The organism is Nocardiopsis coralliicola (genome assembly GCF_054779695.1).
Genome location: NZ_BAAGXT010000023.1, coordinates 72,525 through 90,630, shown reverse-complemented (window position 1 = coordinate 90,630; position 18,106 = coordinate 72,525). Strand labels below are relative to the sequence as shown.

Annotated in this window: 15 protein-coding genes; 6 read left to right on the top strand and 9 right to left on the bottom strand. The window is 74.0% G+C overall.

Annotated elements, in window-relative coordinates:
* The 4 genes from ACYVGT_RS17025 to ACYVGT_RS17010 form a co-directional block, all read right to left on the bottom strand.
* A partial coding sequence (locus tag ACYVGT_RS17025; RefSeq protein ID WP_460859408.1) for an alpha-N-acetylglucosaminidase TIM-barrel domain-containing protein occupies positions 1-1,262 on the bottom strand: 1,262 nt, incomplete at its 3' end.
* A complete protein-coding gene (locus ACYVGT_RS17020; RefSeq protein WP_460859405.1) occupies positions 1,259-2,086 on the bottom strand; it encodes a carbohydrate ABC transporter permease in 828 nt (275 codons plus the stop codon). The genes ACYVGT_RS17020 and ACYVGT_RS17025, both read right to left, overlap by 4 nt.
* Positions 2,083-2,928, bottom strand: a complete 846-nt coding sequence (locus ACYVGT_RS17015) for a carbohydrate ABC transporter permease (RefSeq protein WP_460859402.1) — start codon at positions 2,926-2,928, stop codon at positions 2,083-2,085. Before ACYVGT_RS17015 ends, ACYVGT_RS17020 begins: the two co-directional genes overlap by 4 nt.
* A 31-nt stretch (positions 2,929-2,959) precedes the next feature.
* Positions 2,960-4,285, bottom strand: a complete 1,326-nt coding sequence (locus ACYVGT_RS17010; RefSeq protein WP_460859398.1) for an ABC transporter substrate-binding protein — start codon at positions 4,283-4,285, stop codon at positions 2,960-2,962.
* Positions 4,286-4,567: 282 nt separating this feature from the next.
* Between ACYVGT_RS17010 and ACYVGT_RS17005 the strand changes: the two genes are divergently transcribed.
* On the top strand, positions 4,568-5,386 hold the full coding sequence (locus tag ACYVGT_RS17005; RefSeq protein WP_460859396.1) for a phytanoyl-CoA dioxygenase family protein: 819 nt from the start codon (positions 4,568-4,570) through the stop codon (positions 5,384-5,386).
* A gap of 61 nt (positions 5,387-5,447) precedes the next feature.
* On the opposite strand, the gene ACYVGT_RS17000 is transcribed toward ACYVGT_RS17005, so the two are convergent.
* The gene (locus ACYVGT_RS17000; RefSeq protein ID WP_460859393.1) at positions 5,448-6,278 is read right to left on the bottom strand and encodes a class I SAM-dependent methyltransferase; all 831 of its coding nucleotides are present in this window, start codon (positions 6,276-6,278) and stop codon (positions 5,448-5,450) included.
* Positions 6,279-6,759: 481 nt separating this feature from the next.
* Between ACYVGT_RS17000 and ACYVGT_RS16995 the strand changes: the two genes are divergently transcribed.
* Together ACYVGT_RS16995 and ACYVGT_RS16990 are read left to right on the top strand one after the other, a co-directional pair.
* Complete coding sequence (locus tag ACYVGT_RS16995) at positions 6,760-7,158, top strand: hypothetical protein (protein ID WP_460859391.1); 399 nt, start codon at positions 6,760-6,762, stop codon at positions 7,156-7,158.
* 72 nt (positions 7,159-7,230) lie between these two features.
* A complete protein-coding gene (locus ACYVGT_RS16990; protein WP_460859389.1) occupies positions 7,231-7,773 on the top strand; it encodes a DinB family protein in 543 nt (180 codons plus the stop codon).
* 123 nt (positions 7,774-7,896) lie between these two features.
* On the opposite strand, the gene ACYVGT_RS16985 is transcribed toward ACYVGT_RS16990, so the two are convergent.
* Positions 7,897-9,231 (bottom strand): DUF1266 domain-containing protein, encoded by a 1,335-nt coding sequence (locus tag ACYVGT_RS16985; protein WP_460859386.1) that lies wholly within the window; start codon positions 9,229-9,231, stop codon positions 7,897-7,899.
* Positions 9,232-9,752: 521 nt separating this feature from the next.
* Between ACYVGT_RS16985 and ACYVGT_RS16980 the strand changes: the two genes are divergently transcribed.
* A complete protein-coding gene (locus ACYVGT_RS16980; RefSeq protein WP_460859382.1) occupies positions 9,753-10,253 on the top strand; it encodes a type II toxin-antitoxin system PemK/MazF family toxin in 501 nt (166 codons plus the stop codon).
* 897 nt (positions 10,254-11,150) lie between these two features.
* Here ACYVGT_RS16980 and ACYVGT_RS16975 read toward each other — a convergent pair.
* Entirely contained in the window at positions 11,151-12,155 is a 1,005-nt protein-coding gene (locus ACYVGT_RS16975) for an LLM class flavin-dependent oxidoreductase (RefSeq protein ID WP_460859379.1), read from the bottom strand.
* A gap of 425 nt (positions 12,156-12,580) precedes the next feature.
* Between ACYVGT_RS16975 and ACYVGT_RS16970 the strand changes: the two genes are divergently transcribed.
* On the top strand, positions 12,581-14,431 hold the full coding sequence (locus tag ACYVGT_RS16970) for a GDSL-type esterase/lipase family protein (RefSeq protein WP_460859378.1): 1,851 nt from the start codon (positions 12,581-12,583) through the stop codon (positions 14,429-14,431).
* A gap of 721 nt (positions 14,432-15,152) precedes the next feature.
* Here ACYVGT_RS16970 and ACYVGT_RS16965 read toward each other — a convergent pair.
* Together ACYVGT_RS16965 and ACYVGT_RS16960 are read right to left on the bottom strand one after the other, a co-directional pair.
* Positions 15,153-16,058 (bottom strand): helix-turn-helix domain-containing protein, encoded by a 906-nt coding sequence (locus tag ACYVGT_RS16965; RefSeq protein WP_460859375.1) that lies wholly within the window; start codon positions 16,056-16,058, stop codon positions 15,153-15,155.
* 464 nt (positions 16,059-16,522) lie between these two features.
* Positions 16,523-16,780 carry a DUF397 domain-containing protein gene (locus ACYVGT_RS16960; protein WP_460859374.1) on the bottom strand — a complete coding sequence of 86 codons (258 nt, stop codon included), beginning with the start codon at positions 16,778-16,780 and terminating at the stop codon, positions 16,523-16,525.
* A 587-nt stretch (positions 16,781-17,367) separates the two neighbouring features.
* Between ACYVGT_RS16960 and ACYVGT_RS16955 the strand changes: the two genes are divergently transcribed.
* Positions 17,368-17,922 carry an ATP-binding protein gene (locus tag ACYVGT_RS16955; protein ID WP_460859372.1) on the top strand — a complete coding sequence of 185 codons (555 nt, stop codon included), beginning with the start codon at positions 17,368-17,370 and terminating at the stop codon, positions 17,920-17,922.
* Positions 17,923-18,106 lie beyond the last annotated feature (184 nt).

Sequence of the window (18,106 nt, the reverse complement as noted above, 5' to 3'; positions counted from 1 at the left end):
CCGGGCCCCGTCGCAGCGCCGGTCCCGCCCGCGGCCCCGGCGGCACGCGGCGGCGCTGCGCTGCCGGCCGCCCCCGCCGCGATCGCGGGAAGCGCGCCGTGCATTCCGGGCCGCCCGCCGAAGTCGTGCAGGGCGCACCAGACCCACGGATGTCCGGCGAAGGCGCCGGTGCGGGCCGCCGCAGAGGTGTGCTCGGCGTGCAGGTCGAGCACGAGGAGGCGGCCGCGGGGCACCGCGCGCAGGAACTCCCCGGTGCGCGCCGGGGTCCAGTAGTCCGGGCGGTAGGTGAACGGCCAGGACTGCAGGACCCACACCGCACCGCCGCGGTGCGCGGCGAGGGTGCCGGCGACCGCGCGGGCCGTTTCGGCCGGCTCGACGCCGTCGGGCACCCCTTCGACGAACGGGTCCGCGGCGACATGGTCCACCGGGCCGAGCTGGCGCTCCTGCTCACGCAGCAGGGCCAGGCCCAGGGAGCGGAAGCGCGCATCGCCCGGGTGCAGGACGCGGTTGGCGAACCCCATCCATCCGACCCGACCGGAGTCGTCGCCGGCGAGTTCGGCCGGGACGTGTCCGGCGAACCCCGGTACGACCGGCTCGATGCCGAGTGCGCGCATCCGGCCGGCGACGCGGGCGCCCAGCTGTGCGCGCTCCGCCAGCAGCGCGCGCGACGGTGCCGCGCCGTGCCCGTGCACGCAGCCCAGCCAGGCCCACGGCCAGAACGCCGTGCCGCCCACGTGTGCGCGCGCCCGCTCGCCGGACAGGCCGGACCGCTCCAGCACCGCCACCCACGCCGCCGCCCACCCGGCGGCGCACAGCGCCAGGTCGGTCCCGCACAGCGCCATCCGGTCGATCTCGCGCTCCCAGCGCGGCCAGTCCCAGAACGCGGCCGAGTAGCCGTAGGCGCAGGGGTTGATCCGGTAGCGCCGGCGCCAGGGCGCGACCACCCGCTCCTCGGCCAGCCCGGGCAGCGGATCGGGCAGGTCCACCGGGCTTCCCCCCTCGGCGGGCAGCGCGACTCCGCAGGCCCGGGCGGCATAGCGGCGCAGTGCCGACGCGGCAGCTCCGCCGCTCGTCGCCCGGATCCGGAGCCGGCCGCCGTCGGCCGCCACCGTGAACGCGGGCCGCCCGCCGTCGCCGCGGACCGGGCCGATCGCGACGTCGGCCGCAGCGGCCGCCGCCGGCGCGACGCGGGCGATCAGGTCCCGTGCCGCGCACTCCGCGGCAGGCCCCGACGGTCCGGTTGCGCCGCCGCGCCCGGTCATCCCCGCAGGCCGCCCTGGAGCAGGCCGGCGGCGAAGCTGCGCTGGAAGAACAGGTAGGCCAGCACGATCGGGAAGATCACGATGACGGTCGCCGCCGACAGCGCCGGGATGTCCAGCCCGTGCTGGCCGGCGAAGAAGCCCAGCCCGGCCGGCGCCGTCCGCGACCCGGGGTGCTGGATCAGGATCAGCACCAGCAGGAACTGGTTCCACGACCACATGAACACCAGCACCGACAACGTCATCAGCGACGGCCGCGCCAGCGGCAGCATGATGCGGGTGAGCACGGTGCGGTTGGACGCGCCGTCGACGCGCGCCGCCTCGATCAGCTCGCGCGGCATCGAGCGGAAGTGGTTGCGCATCCAGTACACGCTGAACGGCATGAACAGCGCGATCTCGGCCAGCATCACGCCCACCAGCGAGCCGCCCAGCCCGATGCCGCGCAGGTCGAAGTAGAGCGGGATGACGACGAACTCCACCGGGATGGTGAGCCCGCCGACGAAGAACAGCAGCACCGCGTTGCCGCCGCGCAGGTCCATCGTGCCCAGCGCGTACCCGGCCAGTGTCGCCAGCACCACCGACAGCGGGACCACCACCGCCGCCACCGCGAGGCTGTTGCGCAGCAGCACCGAGAAGCCCGCCACCGTCCACGCCTGGCGGTAGTTCTCCAGCGTCCACTCCGCCGGCCAGGACAGCCCCGCCACCGCGGTGCCCGGCGGGTGGAACGACGCCAGCAGCACGCTCAGGAACGGCACCGCGACGACGGCCACCATGGCCAGCAGCAGCGCCAGGCCGGTGTAGCGCTCGGTGCGGGACACGACGTTCATGACGGCCTCACCAACCGGGCGATCGCGAACACGATGACCAGCACCATCGCCGCCAGCACCGTGGCCAGCGCCGCCGCCAGCCCCACCTCGTACTCGGTGAACGCCAGCCGGTACACCAGCAGGCCCGGCACCGCGGTGCGGCCCGCGGGGCCGCCGTCGGTCGTCACGTAGACGATGTCGAAGCTGGCCAGCGCCGCGACGGTGGTCACCGTCAGCGCCACCGCGAGCTCGCCGCGCAGCGCCGGCAGTGTCACCGCGAAGAACTCGCGCAGCGGCCCGGCGCCGTCCAGCCGCGCCGCCTCGTACAGGTGCGGGTCGACGCGGCGCGCACCGGTGAGGAACAAGATCATGCACAGCCCGCTCATCGCCCACGTGCCGACCAGGCCGACCGCGATCAGCGCCGTCGCGGGGTTGCCCAGCCACGCCTGCGCCGCGGAGTCCAGCCCGATAGCGCGCAGTCCCTCGTTGACGGCGCCGCGCTCGGCGTACATCCACCGCCAGGTCAGGCCGACCGCGACCAGCGGCACCACCTGCGGCAGGAACAGCACCAGCCGGAAGAACCCGGTGCCGCGCCGCTTGTGCCGGGCGAGCAGCGCCGTCGCGGCGAGCCCGATCGCGATCGGGATCCAGGAGAAGAACACGACGAGGACGAGCGCGTTGGCCACCGAGCCGCGCAGCTGCGGGTCGGAAAGCACCTCGGCGTAGTTGTCCAGCCCCGCCCACGAGGCGAGCGTGATGCCGTCCCAGTCGAACAGCGACAGGTAGACGGTGTGCAGCATCGGCAGCACGGCGAACGCGAGATAGAACGCCAGCGCCGGCAGGACATAGAGGTAGCCGCGCACCCCGCCCGGCCGCCGCCGCGCGGGACGGGCGTCAGTCGGCCTGGTACTCGTCGCGGACCTCCTGCACGTCTTCGAGGAAGGCGGCAGGCTCCGTTTCACCGGAGAACAGCCCCTGCACCCCCGAGACCATGGCGTTGTAGGCCGAGGGGGAGGAGGAGTCGGGGTAGAGGTGCAGCTGCTCGGAGTCGATCACGGAGGCATAGCCGTCGTGGATGTCGGCGCGGACTCCGGACGGGTCGGGACCGAGCTCGGCGTCGGGCGGCTCGAACCCGCCCTGGGCGACGATCTCGGCCGCCTCCGGGGTGGAGAGGAAGTCGAGGAAGGCGGCGGCCGCGTCCGGGTTCGCGCTCTGCGAGGAGACGCTGTAGGCCACGCTCGATCCGGAGGCAGCGGGCGCGCGGCCCTCCTCGGCGGGCGGCATCGTGAAGAAGCCGGCATCCTCGCCGAGCTCCGCGTCCACCGCCTCGGCCGCCCAGTTGCCGTTGATCAGGAACACGCTCTCGCCGGCCGCGAACTCCGCGGTGGAGTCGGCCTGGCCCAGGCCGTTGGCGGAATCGTTGATGTAGCCGGCCTCGGTCCACTCGACGAGCTTCTCGGTGGCGGCCTGCGCCTCGGCGCCAGTGATCTCGGCGCCCTCCTCGCCGTTGGCCCACGCCTGGTAGGAGCCGGGCGGCAGTGTCGCGTTGAGCAGCTCGGTCCAGAGGTGGATGCCGCCGGAGTCAAGCGCGCCGACGTGCAGCGGTCCCAGACCGGCGTCCTTCGCCTTCGCCAGGGCCTGCTCGAACTCCTCCAGCGTCTCCGGCGGCCCGTCGATCCCCGCCTCCTCGGCGAGCTCGGAGTTGTAGAAGATGCCGGACAGCGACATGCCGGAGGGGACCGCGTACAGGTAGCCGGTGCCGTGCTTCTTCCCGTCCTCGGTGAGCGTCATCGGCTCCAGCGTGCTCGCCGGGAAGGACTCGTTCCACCCGTAGGCCTCGGCGTAGGGGTCGAGGTCGGCGAGGTGCCCGGAGGCGATCAGGTCCTTGGACTGCACCGACCACTGCGCCAGGTCGGGCGGGTCGTCCGAGGTCATCGTCAGCTTGATGTTGGCGATGTAGTCGGTGAACTCGGTGTACTCCGGCACCACATCGACCTGGGGGTGCTGCTCCTCGAACGCCGCGGCCAGCGCCTCGTGCATCTCCGGGGCGTCGGTGAACGCCAGCCGCAGCGTGGCCTCCTCGTCGGGGAGCTCGGTGGAGACCGCGCGGTCGGGGTCGGGGCCTGCGCCCCCGTCGGAGCCCGGGGTCAGCGCCGAGCAGGCGGAGACGACGGTGAGGACGACGGCGCCGGCGCCCAGCGCGGCGGTTCTGCGCACCATCCGGGCTCCCTCCTCGGGCGGGCGCGGCCCCGCGGGCGGCGCCGCCAGTGAACGGAGTCACATCCTGACACCCGCCCCGCGCACCGACAAGGGTCCGCGCGGGCACTCCGGGGTGTGTCGCCGGCGGCCGCGGCGGCCCCCGGGCCAGCGGCGGACCCCGTGCGCCGGCTGTGCGGCGGCGGACGGGCGCGCCGCGGGAGGGGCTGGCCGCACGGGCGCACCGCGGTTACCGTCGGATGCGCGGTGCACCGCGGCACCGCATCCCGAAGGGGGCGAACAGCCATGACTCCGACCCTCTCCGAGGGGCTGCACACGGCCCACCCGCTGCCGGACGGGGCGCCCGAGGCCTTCGCCCGCGACGGGTTCGCGCACGTGCGCGGCGCCCTCGACCCGGCCGACCTTGCGGCCGTCGAAGGCGACATCACCGATGCGGTGCTCAGCCGCGACCCGCGCACCGCCGATCCTGCGGCGCGGGACACGCTGCAGCGCGCCTTCATCCAGGTGGGCAACGTCTGGCGGTTCAGCCAGGGCGCCCGCGACCTGGTCTTCTCCCAGCGGCTGGCGCGCATCGCCGCCGAGCTGATGGGCAGCTCGGCCGTGCGCCTCTACTTCGACCAGGCGCTCTACAAGCCGCCCGGCGGCGCCATCACGCCCTGGCACGCCGACCAGTACTACTGGCCGCTGGCCGGCGACGGCGTCTGCACCGCATGGATCCCGCTGCAGGACACGCCGCTGGAGATGGGGCCGCTGTCGTTCGCCCGCGGCAGCCACACCCGCGCGTTCGGCCGCGACCTGCCGATCAGTGAGGACTCCGAGCGCGCGCTCTCCGAAGACCTGGAGCGGGCCGGCCTGCCCACCGTGCAGGAGCCCTACGCGCTCGGCGACGTCAGCTTCCACCTGGGCTGGACGTTCCACCGGGCCGGCCCCAACGAGTCGGACGTGCCGCGCCGCGTGCAGACCGTCGTCTTCCTGGATGCCGACCTGAAGGTCGCCGACGCCATCGCCGAGCACGAGCGCGCGCAGCGCGACATCCTCATGCCCGGTACCGAGCCCGGAACCGTCCCGGACGGCCCCGCCAACCCGCTGCTCTACCCGCTCTGACGCCGGAGGCCGCCCCGCAGGCCGGGCCCGCCGGCCCGGCCTGCCGCGGCACCCGGCGCCGTCAGGCGTCGGCGCGCTTGCGGCAGACCACGATCTCCATGACCGGGCTCTTGCGCAGCACGGTGGTGAGCACCAGCTCGAACGGGTACTGCGCGGCGCCGACCCACTTGCCCCGCAGCTCCCGCTTGGCCTGCGGCTGGACCCACTTGGACCACAGCCCCCACAGGAACTTGCTGGAGGAGGCGACCGGCGGCGACATGAGCACGAACATCGGCTTGCGCCGCACGATCTCCAGCCCGGCGCGGTGCAGCAGCGCCTCGATCTCCTCGCGGGAGCGGCTGAGGTAGTGCTTGCGGCCGACGCGCCGCTCGGGCACGAAGTTCTCCGAGAACACGAACCGGCCGTCCGGCGCGAGGACGCGGGCGACCTCGGCCAGCGCCGCCTCGTACCGGTCGTCGTCGACGATATGGAAGAGCACGTCGAAGGCTGACACCGCGCCGAACGCGCCGTCGGCGAAGGGCGCCCCGTCGGAGATGTCGGCGCGCTCGAAGGTGACGTCGGGGAACTTCTCGCGGAGCTGGGCCACCGCGCTGTCGGCGATGTCGACGCCGCTCACGCTGCGCGCCCCCATCCCCCGCCACCGCTCGACGTAGAAGCCGGTTCCGGGGCCGATGTCGAGCACGTCGGAGCGCGGCACGTCGATCCGGGCGGCGCGGACCGTTCGGCGGAAGACGCGGTCGCGCACCCGGTACAGCCAGATGTTGTAGTTGTGCGCCAGCCGGAGCATCCCCACACCGTGCAGGGTCCAGTTGCGCTTGAGTCGCTTGTCCCAGTAGCTGCGGGAGTCGAATCCCGAGGCGGCCATCTGCTCGCTCTCCTCGTCTGCGTCCACACTGCGGTCACGGTCCGGAGACCGGGGGCGCACTCCGCACGGTGAACCCGCCGCGGAGCTGGGGGACGGCCCGACGGCTCACGGAGGGGAGCCGGAGCCCGCGACACTAGCACCCCGTGCTGTCCCCGGCCAGGGAATCCGCAAGGCCCGTGGACAGAGCAGCAGAGGCAGGACGGCCGGTCGGGAAATTCCGGCAATCCGTGCACGTGCGGTTCTTCTCCGGATTTGCGGTTGCGGAGTGAGGCCGTGTCGCGAAATTGCGAGGGCGCCCCGAAGGGCGGTGAGGTGCGCAGCCCTTCTGGCAGGGTGGCGAATTCTGTGCAGCGTCGGGCAGTGGGACAAGGTTGCGCCGATTCCTCCGGGGTGGATGTTCCGAATACGCCTTCCCGGTCGAAGGAAAGTCTATTCCATTGAATTCTGGCCGACCCCGGACGGTGGGCGCTCTTCCCCTTTGCTTGGGGCTGCGGCGAGCATGGTGTCCATGGCGAAGCGCAGAGTGAGCCGCCCCTGGCGGTACTGGGGATACGTCGTTCTCGTCGGAATTGTCCTGCTGTGGTTCAATCCCGGAGCAAGCCCACTGTCTGTGGCGGTTCTTTCGTTCATTGCTCTCGTGTATTTCACCCTCTTTGTGCCGATTCCCTGCGGAGCGAAGAACCGGGGTGAAGGGCTTTGCCGCAACAATGCCTCGGGTGTAGTGAAGGGATGTCACCTGCAATCCCACAAGTGGAAGAAGTTCGCCTCGTCGAGCGGCGTTGGAGGGGTGCGGAAAGCCCTGAGCCAGACCTCGGCTTTCTGGCAGGGCACGCTGGCGCTGTGCGCTGAAGCAGCAACCGTGGTGTCGGGAGCTGCTGCCGTTGCCACCCTCGTCATCGGAAATTGACGGCAGGCCGCCCCGTGCCAGCGCACTGGAAATGCGGTGGTGCGGGGCCGCTGTGGTGGCCAAGATGGGGCCATGAGGATCGAGATGCTGGCGGGGCAGACGGGGATCGCCGGTGCGCTGTTCGAGCACCATGCGGCCGGGCTGGGGGATGGCGAGGCGCTGTGGGAGCCCGCGCAGCCGGCGTGGACCGTGCGCCGCGGGGACGGCGGGCGGTGGGCGGCCGACTGGCAGGTGCCCGAGCCCGATCCGGTGCCTGCCACGACGATCGCCTGGACGCTGTGGCACATCGACTACTGGTGGACCACGGTGCTGGAGCACTGCTTCGGGGACGGGGCACCCGACCGGGCGGAGATCCGCTGGCCCGGTTCGGCCGCGGACGCCATCGACCGGGTGCGCGCGCTGCACGAGCGCTGGGACCGCGCGCTGCGGGAGGCGGGTGAGGGCGCGCTGGACTCCGGCGAGCGGACCGCCGAGCTTCCGCTGTTCGCCGGGATGGGGCTGACGCTGGGGCAGGTCGCGGCCTGGGTGCCGGTCGAGTTCACCAAGAACACTGCCGAGATCGGCGCCGTGCGCCACCTGTACGCCCTTCGCGGCCCCGGGGCCCGCACGCCGTGACTGCGGTGCACGCGCGACGCTGGCCGGCCGCGCGCGCTGCCGCTGCGGCGGCGAGTACGGCCCGGTGTCCTGGCGCGACGGCCTGTGCTGGCAGCGGCCGGAGTGCGGCGGCGCGGGCAGCGGTCAGTGCCAGTCGCGGCGGAGGGGCAGGTGCCAGTCGGCGAGGAGCCACGGGCTGCGCTGGTCGGTGGTGAGGTGGTTAAAGGTCTTCTCGAATGCGTCCTGGCTCTCGCTGGCGGTGACGACCGACCACAGCATCCGGCCCTCCAGGTAGCGGCGGCCCATCTCCGGCCACGACCGGTACCGCTTCTGCAGCTCTTGGGCGACCGGCAGGGTCGCGGTCCAGCACTCGTCTTCGGAGAGCATGCCCAGCATGAAGCCCCACCGGTAGAGGGCCCCCGCCCGGACGTAGTCCCAGCCGCTGAACATCTCGAGGGCCTGCGCCGGCGGGATGCCCTGGAGCGTGCGCACGCGGTAGTCCTCCTCCGCGGCGAAGTCGCGGTCGGACAGCAGCGACCCGGTGAAGCCGGCGTCCGGGTCCGCGCCCTGCACCGCGCGCAGCGCGAGCAGCCGCTGCACCGCGGCGCCGACCCGCGGCGACGCGAGGCCCCCGCCGCCGGCCGCGATCTCCCTGTCGGCCTCGGACAGCAGGTGCAGGTACTCCGCCACCTCCTGCGGGTGCCGCCCGGCGACGGCGGCGCTGAGGGCGAAGTCCTCGCGGTGCCCGGCCAGCAGCAGGTTCTGCGCGGCGCGGAGCAGCCCGTCCCGGTCCCGCACCCCCCACGACTGCTCGAGCATCGCCGCCAGCTGCTTGCGCTGATGGGACGAGACGAGCGAGCTGGAGGAGGCGCCCACCCGGTCGACGGGGAAGCCCTGCGTCTCCATGAACATCGCGGACACGCCGAGCAGCCACCGCTGCACCGGGGTGATCCCGCTGCTGCCGTAGGTTCCGGCGGCGCGCAGGTCCGGCCGGGAGAACACCTCCCACAGCCGGTTGCGGAACTCGTGCGCCTGCGCCTCCTCGCGCGGCCGGAACTCGGCCAGCCGCACCGCCATCCCGGGCGCACGGAACATGAGCCGCAGTTCTGCGCCGGGCTCCAGCACCAGGAACTCCGGGCGCACTTCACTGAACGGGATCCGGTGGCGCTTGTAGACCACAGCCTGCTCCAGGATGCGCACCTCGAACCCGGAGCGGCTCTGCGCCCAGCCGAACAGGGTCAGCGACGCCACCGCGGCCGCCGCGCAGAGCAGCGCCGGCAGGGCGCCCGCGAAGACCGCCAGGCAGCCGGCGGTGATGAGCAGGGCCAGCCCGGCCAGCAGGGCCAGCATGGACGAGGCCGACCAGGCGCTCAGCAGCACCGGCACCTTCACGGTGCCCTTGTCCTCGTCGAAGAAGAAGTCATTGCGGGCGAGCGTGCCGGCGACCGCCGACTCAAGGCGCTCGATCTGGTTGGGCATGCGGCATCCGACGCTGCGCCGCGCGCTGCGGTTCCGCCGATCGCGGTACTTCTGCGGCCGATTTCGGATCGGCCCTGCGGCAGCCGTCCGCGACCGGAGGGCGGACGCCGGAGGCCGGCCTCCGGCACGCACCGGCGGCGCCGCGTCCCCGCTTCGGAGGGAGCCCGCAGAGGGGCCGGCGAGCAGGCGCCCGCGCAGCGCCCTCGGCGCTGGGAGGAGGAGTCGGGAAGTGGACGACGGAACGCGCGCCCTGTGCCCGCCGGCGTCAGCGGCGGCGGCGCCCGTGATGGGCCTTCCACCGTCTCGGTGCGCGGCCGCAACCGCTGTGCCCCCGGCGCAGGTGCCGGTACCGCGGCCGGACCCCGTGCACCGGCGTGCGCCCAGTCAGGCGCCCGCGGCGCTGCTCGGCCGCCACCGCGCGATGCCGCGCCGATGGGCGCGGTCGGGCCCAGGGCTCCGCGGTGGCCGGGCACAGCCGATCCAGCGCGGCGGCTGTCGCCCGGATGCGGTAGAAACCCCCTATGCCTTCCGGATCACTGCCCTCTGAATCGCTGCGTTCCGCGTCCCGGCCCGACTCCGGCGACCCGGGCTACGCAGACCACCCCCACCGCGGTGCGGTGCGCGAAGTACCGACCCGGTCGTGCGCGACGCTGATCGAGTACGCCCCCGACCCCGACGGCCGCGCGGACGCCGGCGAGGTCGTGTGGACCTGGGTGCCCTACGAGGAGAACGACGGCCGCGGCAAGGACCGCCCGCTGCTGGTCGTCGGCCGCAAGGGCGAGGACCTGCACGGCCTCATGCTATCCACCCAGGAGCCCGACGACTGGGAGGTGCACGACTGGCACGAGCTGGGCAGCGGCCCGTGGGACTCCTCCGGCCGCACCTCCTACCTCTGCCTCGACCGCCTCTTCGAACTCGGTGAGACCGACATCCGCCGCGAGGGCTCGGTCCTCGACGGCCCCCGCTTCGCCCAGGTCGCCGCAGTGCTCCGCGACCGCTACGGCTGGAGCCTCTCCCGCTGACCGCCGACGACTGCCGCGCCCGGCGGTTCCCCTCAGGACCGCCGCGCTCGGCAGTCGGCGCGGCCCCCAGTAGCCGGCCGCCGCAGCGGCGCGGCCCGGACGGCCCTCAGACATCAGGGGCACGCGCCCCCGACCGCGATCCTGCGCGCCGGGGACGGCTGGCGACACGGTGGTGCTTCCGCTGCGGCGCGCAGCGGTCGTGTCCGGCTCCGGATGCCGCCGCTCGCGCACGGCGCCTCCGCACCGCGGTGAGATGCTAGCGGTGCCGGCAGTGGAACCGGCCGGCGCGTCCGCCTCGGACCGCGCGTCGCTGCCGGAGCCGGCAGCAGCGGCGGCGACCCGGAGCAGGGGAGCGCGGCCGAGGCGCAGGACCCTCTCGGGGCCGGCGATGTGCCCTGCGGCCGCGCATGCTGCGGCCTTCGGGTGTGCAGGGTCCGCGGTGGTGAGCGGCCACGCACCGTCCACAGGACCGAGTGGTTCCGCGGCGACCCGGCCGGAATGGTGCGGGATCTCTGCCTCCCGGCGCGTGGGCCGGCAGGTCATCGATCGGTTCTGGAGCCGGGCCGGCCGGCGCCGCCGGACCCGACGGCGGCTCGGGGCGGCCGCGGCGAAGCCGCAGGGCCGATGACGGGCGCCGTGCGCCGCCGGACTGCGCTCTGGGCGGCGGGTGCTTTCGCGGGCCGACTGCTGAGGGCGCGGGCGACTGCTCCACGGCGTGCCGGACCACGGAGGAAGGGGCCGCACCACCTCCGTTGCGGCCGGGCGAGCGGGGATTCCCCGGCGGCCCGGCTCTGCGAACCGGCCCGGCAGCCCCGGCGCGGCCGGCAGCCGAGGCGCCGGCGCCCACTCGGCCGTCCGGCGGCCGGGGCCGGGCGGCGTGGGCCCGGCCCCGGGTGGTCAGCCGGTGAGGCCCATTTCAGCGGAGACGAGTTCGGCGGAGCGGATGCGGGCGGCGGCGGAGCCGGCTTGGAAGGCGATGATCAGCTCGTCGGCCCGGGCGTGCTTGGCGAACTCGCGGAGGTAGGCGCCGGCCTTCGCCGGGGCGCCCACGGCGGAGTAGGTGGCCATGGACTCGATGTGCTGGCCGGCCGGCGACGCGAGGGCAGCGTCGGCTTCCTCCGCCGTCAGGGTGCGGCCGCGGCCCAGGAGCTGCTGGGCCATCCGCCGGCGCGCCTTGAGGGCCTCTTCCTCGGCCTCGGCGTCGGTGTCGGCGGCCGTGGCGTTCACCCCGGCGATCACGTAGGGCTCGGACAGCTGCTCCGAGGGGGAGAACTCGCGCCGGTACAGCTCCACCGCCTCTTCCAGCGCGGCCGGGGCGAAGTGCGACGCGAACGAGTACGGCAGCCCCAGCATCGCGGCGAGCTTCGCGCCGAACAGCGACGAGCCGAGGATGTAGAGCGGCACGTCGGTGCCGGCGCCCGGCGTCGCCTGCACGCCCGGGATGCGGGACGCGCCGGTGAGGTAGCCCTGCAGCTCCAGCACGTCGTCCGGGAAGGCGTCGGCGGACGACGGGTCGCGGCGCAGCGCGCGCATCGTGTTCTGGTCGCTGCCCGGCGCGCGCCCCAGACCCAGGTCGATCCGGCCCGGATGCAGCGTCTCCAGCGTGCCGAACTGCTCGGCGATGGTCAGCGGCGCGTGGTTGGGCAGCATCACGCCGCCGGCGCCCAGCCGGATCCGCTCCGTGTTCGCCGCGATGTGCGCGATGAGCACGCTGGTCGCCGAGGAGGCGATCGTCGGCATGTTGTGGTGCTCCGCGTACCAGACGCGCTGGTAGCCGAGGCGGTCCGCGGCGCGTGCCAGGTCGAGGCTGGCTGCCAGGCTCTCGGCGGCGGTGCTGCCCTCGGGGATGTGCGCGAGGTCGAGGATCGAGAGCGGGAGCGGAGTGGATTCGGACGCTGGCACGGCAGTGGCGACCTTTCTCGGTGGGGTGGCGGCGCTGTCCCGGCGGGGCTGCCCGGCGCGGAGGCCCGCCGCGGAAACCGCGCACCTGAACCTCCGCCCCACTGCTCAACCCCGGCGCCCCCGCAGCGCATTCCCGGATGCCCGCGGCCGCAGCCCGGGTATTGCGGGCCCCGACCCCGGCCCCCGGCCGCTGCGGCGGGGCTGCCCGCCCGCAGGAGGGCCCCGGCCGGGCCCGCCGCCTCTGTCCCGCGCTGTCCAGCGGTGCCCCATCCGCCCCGGAGTCCCCGTGTGTCCGGCGTATCCGCACAGGCCGGATCCGGCCGGGCACCGCCACCGGGAGTTCGCGGGAACGCCGCCGCGCGTCCATGGCTGCGCCGGTGCCTGCGGGGGACAATGTTGCCTCCGCTTCCGGAGAGGACGGTCACATGGCCGCAGCATCCCCCAGCGCACCCGCCCCTGCACCGCCGTCCCCATTCCGCCGAAGGCTCTCCCGGACCCTGCGGTCCGCTGCCGTCGGGCTGCTCGCCGCCGGCACCCTCGCCCCGCTGGCACCGCCCGCCGCCGCCGAGACCGCGCCGCGCTCCCCGCTGGCCCCGCTGTACGACAACGCCGGGATCTCCGACGACTCTGCGCCGGAGCAGGCCGACCTCGACGGTTCGGGTGCCAGCCTGTCCGCCGACACCCTCGCCGACGCCGGCTGGACGCCCGGTGCCTCCGTCACCCTGCACGGCACCGAGCTGCGCCTGCCGCGCACCCGTCCCGGCGAGAACGACAACGTCGTCGCCGACGGCCAGCGGGTGCCGCTCCGCGGCAGCGCCGGGGCCGTCACCTTCCTGGCCGCCGCAACCGGCGGCGACGCAGTCGGCACCGGAAGGATCGTCTACACCAGCGGCCGCGCCGAGTCCTTCACCGCCACCACCCCCGACTGGCGCAGCGGCCCGCTCACCACCAAAGCCGTCGCCCTGCCCTACGCCAACACCCCCGACGGGCCGGACACGGGCGATCAGGTGCGGCTGTACGCGGTCACCGTGCCCGCCGATCCGGACCGCAGCCTGTCCCACATCGAGCTGCCGCGCACCGAAGGCGGCCGGATGCACGTCTTCGACCTGGCGCCCCGGCCGGTCGAGGAGGACTGGACCGGTACCTGGTCGGCGTCGGCCTCCGGCTACGCCCCGGTGGGCCCGTGGGAGGACCAGACGATCCGGCTGGCCGTGCGTACCGGTGCCGGCGGCCCCGACGCGCGGCTGCGGCTGGACAACGTGTTCGCCGCCGAGCCGGTGCAGATCGGCTCGGTCACCGTCGCCGCACGCGGGGAAGGGGCCGCCGCCGAAAGCACCCCCCTCCCGGTCGCCTTCGACGGCAAGCGGTCGGTGGAGCTGCCCGCCGGCGGTGCCGCCACCAGCGACGCCATCGGCACCGCCCTGCCCGACGCCCAGGAGCTCCTGGTCAGCATCCACCTGCCGCAGCGCGTGGAGGCGGCCCCGGTGCACACCGCGGCGACCGGGACCTCCTACGCGGGCGAGGCGGGCCGGGACCTGTCCGGCGAGGCCGGCGCGGACGGCTTCACCAGCACCTTCACCGGCTGGCCCTTCCTCGCCGGCATCGACACCGCAGCAGGCACCGGCTCGGTCGTGGCGCTGGGCGACTCCATCACCGACGGCGTCGGATCCACCGAGAACGCCAACCGGCGCTGGACGGACGTGCTCACCGACCGCCTCACCGACCAGCGGCGAGTGCCGCGCTACGGCGTCCTCAACCACGGCATCTCGGCCAACCGGGTGGCCAGCGACCGCTACGACGGCGACGGGGTGAGCACCGACACCGGCGGCGTCAGCGCCCTGCACCGGTTGGAGCGGGACGTGCTCGCCCAGACCAACCCGCAGACCGTCGTCGTCTTCGAGGGCATCAACGACGTCCGGTGGGGCACCAGCGCCGACGACGTCGCCGCCGGGCTCACCGAGATCGCCGAGCGGGCGCGGGCGCACGGGCTGCGCGTGGTCGCCGCGACGGTCGCGCCGTGCGGCGGCTACCCCGACTGCACGGCAGAGGTCGACGAGCGGCGCACCGAACTCAACGCCTTCATCCGCGCCGAGGAGGGCGGCATGTTCGACGCCGTCTTCGACTTCGACGAGGTACTTCGCGATCCGGACGATCCGGCGCGCCTGCTGCCCGCCTATGACTCCGGCGACCACCTCCACCCGGGCGACGCCGGCCTGCGCGCGGTCGCCCACTCCATCGACCTGCGCGAACTCGCGCCGGGCCGGCACCAGCCGTAGTGGCGGCCGCACCCGCCCGCCCTCCGGCCGCACCCGCTGCGGACGGAGGGCAGGGGCGGCGGTGGCGCAGGGGAAGCGTCCGCCGCCCCAGGCCGACGCCCGCCCGCCACTGGTGCGGACGGGAGCGGAGAGCCGGGTGGAGCACTCGTGCACCGAAGTGACCCGGGGTGACGTGTGCGGCCGGGCCGGCAGTGCCGTGCGAGGGCCGTCGAGCCCGGCGCGTCTGTGGTCGCCTGCCGCAGCCGCGCGGCTGCCGTGGAGATCGGTCCGGGGCGGGCGGACGTGTCCGCGGGCCCGCAGACCGGTGCCGCGCGCGACCGGACCGGGGCAGGGCGAGGCGCCGCGTGAGTGGCCGTGCACCGCGGCCGGGCCGGTTGGGGGAGCGGTGCTCCGGGTGGCAGGGCGCCTGCTGCAGCGGCGGACCGGGGGCGGCCAGCCGCGCCGTCCCCCCGCCGTCCGGAGCCAGGTGAGCCAACCGGAATCAGCGGCCGAGCGCCGAAGCGGCCAGGGTAGGCAGAGGCCGGGCTGAAGGTGCCCTGTGCGGAGCCGGCCAGCCGGCGCGGTGATCGGCGGCGGAGCGGGTTGGACGCGCAGTGGCGGAAGCCTCCGTGCACCCCCGGGCAGCCGGCATGGGCATACCCCGGCTGCGGCCGGTGAGCAGTGTCGGCGGCGCTGCCGAGGCTGGGGAGTGAAGCGGGCAGCGCGGGTGCGCTGCCGCGGATCAGCCGAAGTTCTTGGCGATCGACCCGAGGAAGCGGGCGGTCTCGGCGGCCGGGGCGGCTTCGACGGAGAGGCGGTCCATCACGACCATGTAGCTGTCGGTCTCTTCGGGCTTGTCGAAGTAGACGGCGCTGGACAGCTGCTCCAGGTAGACGACGTCGGGCAGGTCCGCGCCGGTGAACCGGAGGATGCTGAACGGCCCGCCCGCCGCCGCGTGGCCGCCCTTGGCGAAGGGGACGATCTGCAGCGTGACGTTGGGCAGGGTGGACATCTCGATGAGGTGTTCGAGCTGGCGGCGCATCGCACCGTTGCCGCCGAGCGGCCGGTGCAGTGCGGCCTCGTCGACCACGGCCCAGACCTTCGGCGCTCCCTGCTCGGTGAGCCGGCGCTGCCGCTTCATCCGCAGCGCCACCCGGCGCTCGATCTCCTGGGTGGGCGCGTCGCCGTGGCCGAGCATGATGACGGCTCGGGCGTACTCCTCGGTCTGCAGCAGGCCCGGCACGAACTGCAGCTCGTAGGTCCGGATGATGGACGCGGCCTCTTCCAAGCCGACGTAGACCTCGAACCAGCTGGGCAGGACGTCGCTGTACTTGTGCCACCAGCCCGGGTCGTTGGCCTGGCGGGCCAGGGCGAGCAGGCTGGCGCGCTCCTCGGTGTCATGCACGCCGTACAGGGTGAGGAGATCGGCCACGTCACGCTCCTTGAAGCTGACCTGGCCCAGTTCGAGCCGGCTGATCTTGGCGTGGGAGGCCCGGATCTCGTAGCCGGCGTCCTCCCGGGAGATCCCCTTGTCGGTGCGGAGCCGGCGCAGCTGGGTTCCCAGAAGGATGCGGAGCACCGTGGGTCCGCCGTGCGGTGCGGCTAGGACGTCCGCGGCGGGATCGGCTTCTCGGCGCGCCAGGTGCATGTGCCCTCCGGGGGGTGCGTGCGCGGGTTTCAGTGGAACAGGATAGGGGAGCGGAGCACTGGGCTGGGCCGGATTCCGCGCTATATCTCAGGATGCGGGCCGGAAACTCCGTCTTGGGGCCAACACGGTAGCCCTATCCGGCGCGGTGTTCAATGCCTACTGCGGGTGCATGCACGCGGCGTTTGCACGGTCCGATGCAGGACCTTGGCCCCTGAGGTGCGCGTCCTCCACTCCCTGCCGCTGCTCCGCTCCACTCCGTGGTGTACCACCCCGGGCGCCGTATCTCCCGCGGGCGCGGCGGGCCGTGCCCGACGGCCTGCTCCGCCGTGGCCCCGGACTCCCGCAGTACGCCGGTGCCGCGGGAGTCCGGGGGAGGGGAGGGGGGAGGGGAAGGGCGCGCCCGTTCGGCAGTCCCGGCGGAGATCGCCGAACGGGCGCGGGTCTCGATGCAAGCGGTGCGCGGGTCAGACCTCGGCCAGGTCGGCGAGATCATCGAAGTCGCCCTGCTTGGCGCCGCGGACGAAGGCGGAGATTTCGGCGGGCGTATACACCAGCGCCGGGCCCGAGGGGAACCGCGAGTTGCGGACCGCGACCTCACCGCCAGGCAGCTCCGCCAGTTCGACGCAGTTGCCGCTCGGATTGCTCAGTGAGCTCTTGCGCCACACTGCGCCGGCGAGGCGGTCGGCCGGTGAGCCGTTGCCGGGCCGTCCGGGCTGAGTCATGCATCCTCCTTCGTCGCTCCGCGGGCGGGGTGCGCCGCCCACTGCCGCGAGTATGGCATGCACGTGCATACGTGATTGCATCCGTGCTTGCGTTGGTAAGCACAATAGTTCGCTTTTCCGGAGCGAACGCTCCGAGTCCGGACTTATCCGACGTTTTCCCTGGATGGAGCGGTGATGGCCGGACCGGGCCGCGGTCCCGCGGCTGCATCGTGTGCTGCGGGGTTGCGCCTGGGGCGCCGCCGGGGGCGGCGGGAGGCCGGCGGCGGCCCTGCCGCGGCCCTGTGCGGCCCGTTTTCGGTACTCGCTGCTCGCGGTGCGGAAAAACCCCAGCTCGGACGGTGTGCACCATTCGACGCAGCGGGTTGGAGTGAGGTCGTCCGCTACCAGGAGCCACGTTTCGATAACAAAGGGATCCGGGGGCGACAGGAGGGGTAGACCTCACTAGACTGCAATTTGCACGTGCATCCGTGCTTACAGTCGTAAGAAACGGAACGCCGGCGGCGACCGGCGAACGTGTGCAAACGCGCCGGGCGACTCCGGCCACCAGACGGAGAGCCCCCACCAGCTCAGCGGCACGTAGGGATGACATGACTGCGCACCCCGCCCACTCCGGCCACGGAGACCGGTCCGCGACGCCGTTCGCCCCCCGAGCGGCCCTGGACTCCCAGCACCGCCCGGCGCCCTGGGGGTGGACCGGGCTGACCCCGGCACCCCTGCCCGTCGGCGACTGCATGCGAGCGCCCTCGACCGCCGTCACCGGCCTGGCCTTCCACGCCGCCTCGGTGAAGGCGGCCCGCGACTTCGCGTCCGGCGTGCTCGCCGACTGGGATCTGGCCCAGCTCCGCTCCGAGGCGCTCCTCGTCGTCTCCGAGCTCGTCACCAACGCCTGCCGGCACGCCGTGCCCTCCGCCGGCGCCCTGTCGGACTGGTCCATCCAGTTCGGCCTGATCCGGCAGAACGCGCACCTGGCCTGCATGGTCTTCGACCCCAGCACGGTCGGGCCGATCCGGGTGGAGGCCGGAGAGCGCGCCGAGGGCGGTCGCGGCATCGCGCTCATCGAGGCGTTCGCCTCCGACTGGGGATGGGGTGCCCTGCACGGCCAGGGCAAGGTGGTCTGGGCCGCCTTCGACACCGCCAGCTGAACCCGCCCGCCGAGCCGACTGGACGGCGCCCGCCTGCGGGGCGCGGCCGTATACCGTCCACTGCGGACATCCCCGCGGCCGCCTCAATCGACGGGCCGCCGGCCGGGGGAAGACGCCGCCGCTGCCTGCTCCCCGCCGGCACCGCTTCCGGGCGTGCGGCCCGCAGGCCCGGGCCGCCCCGGGC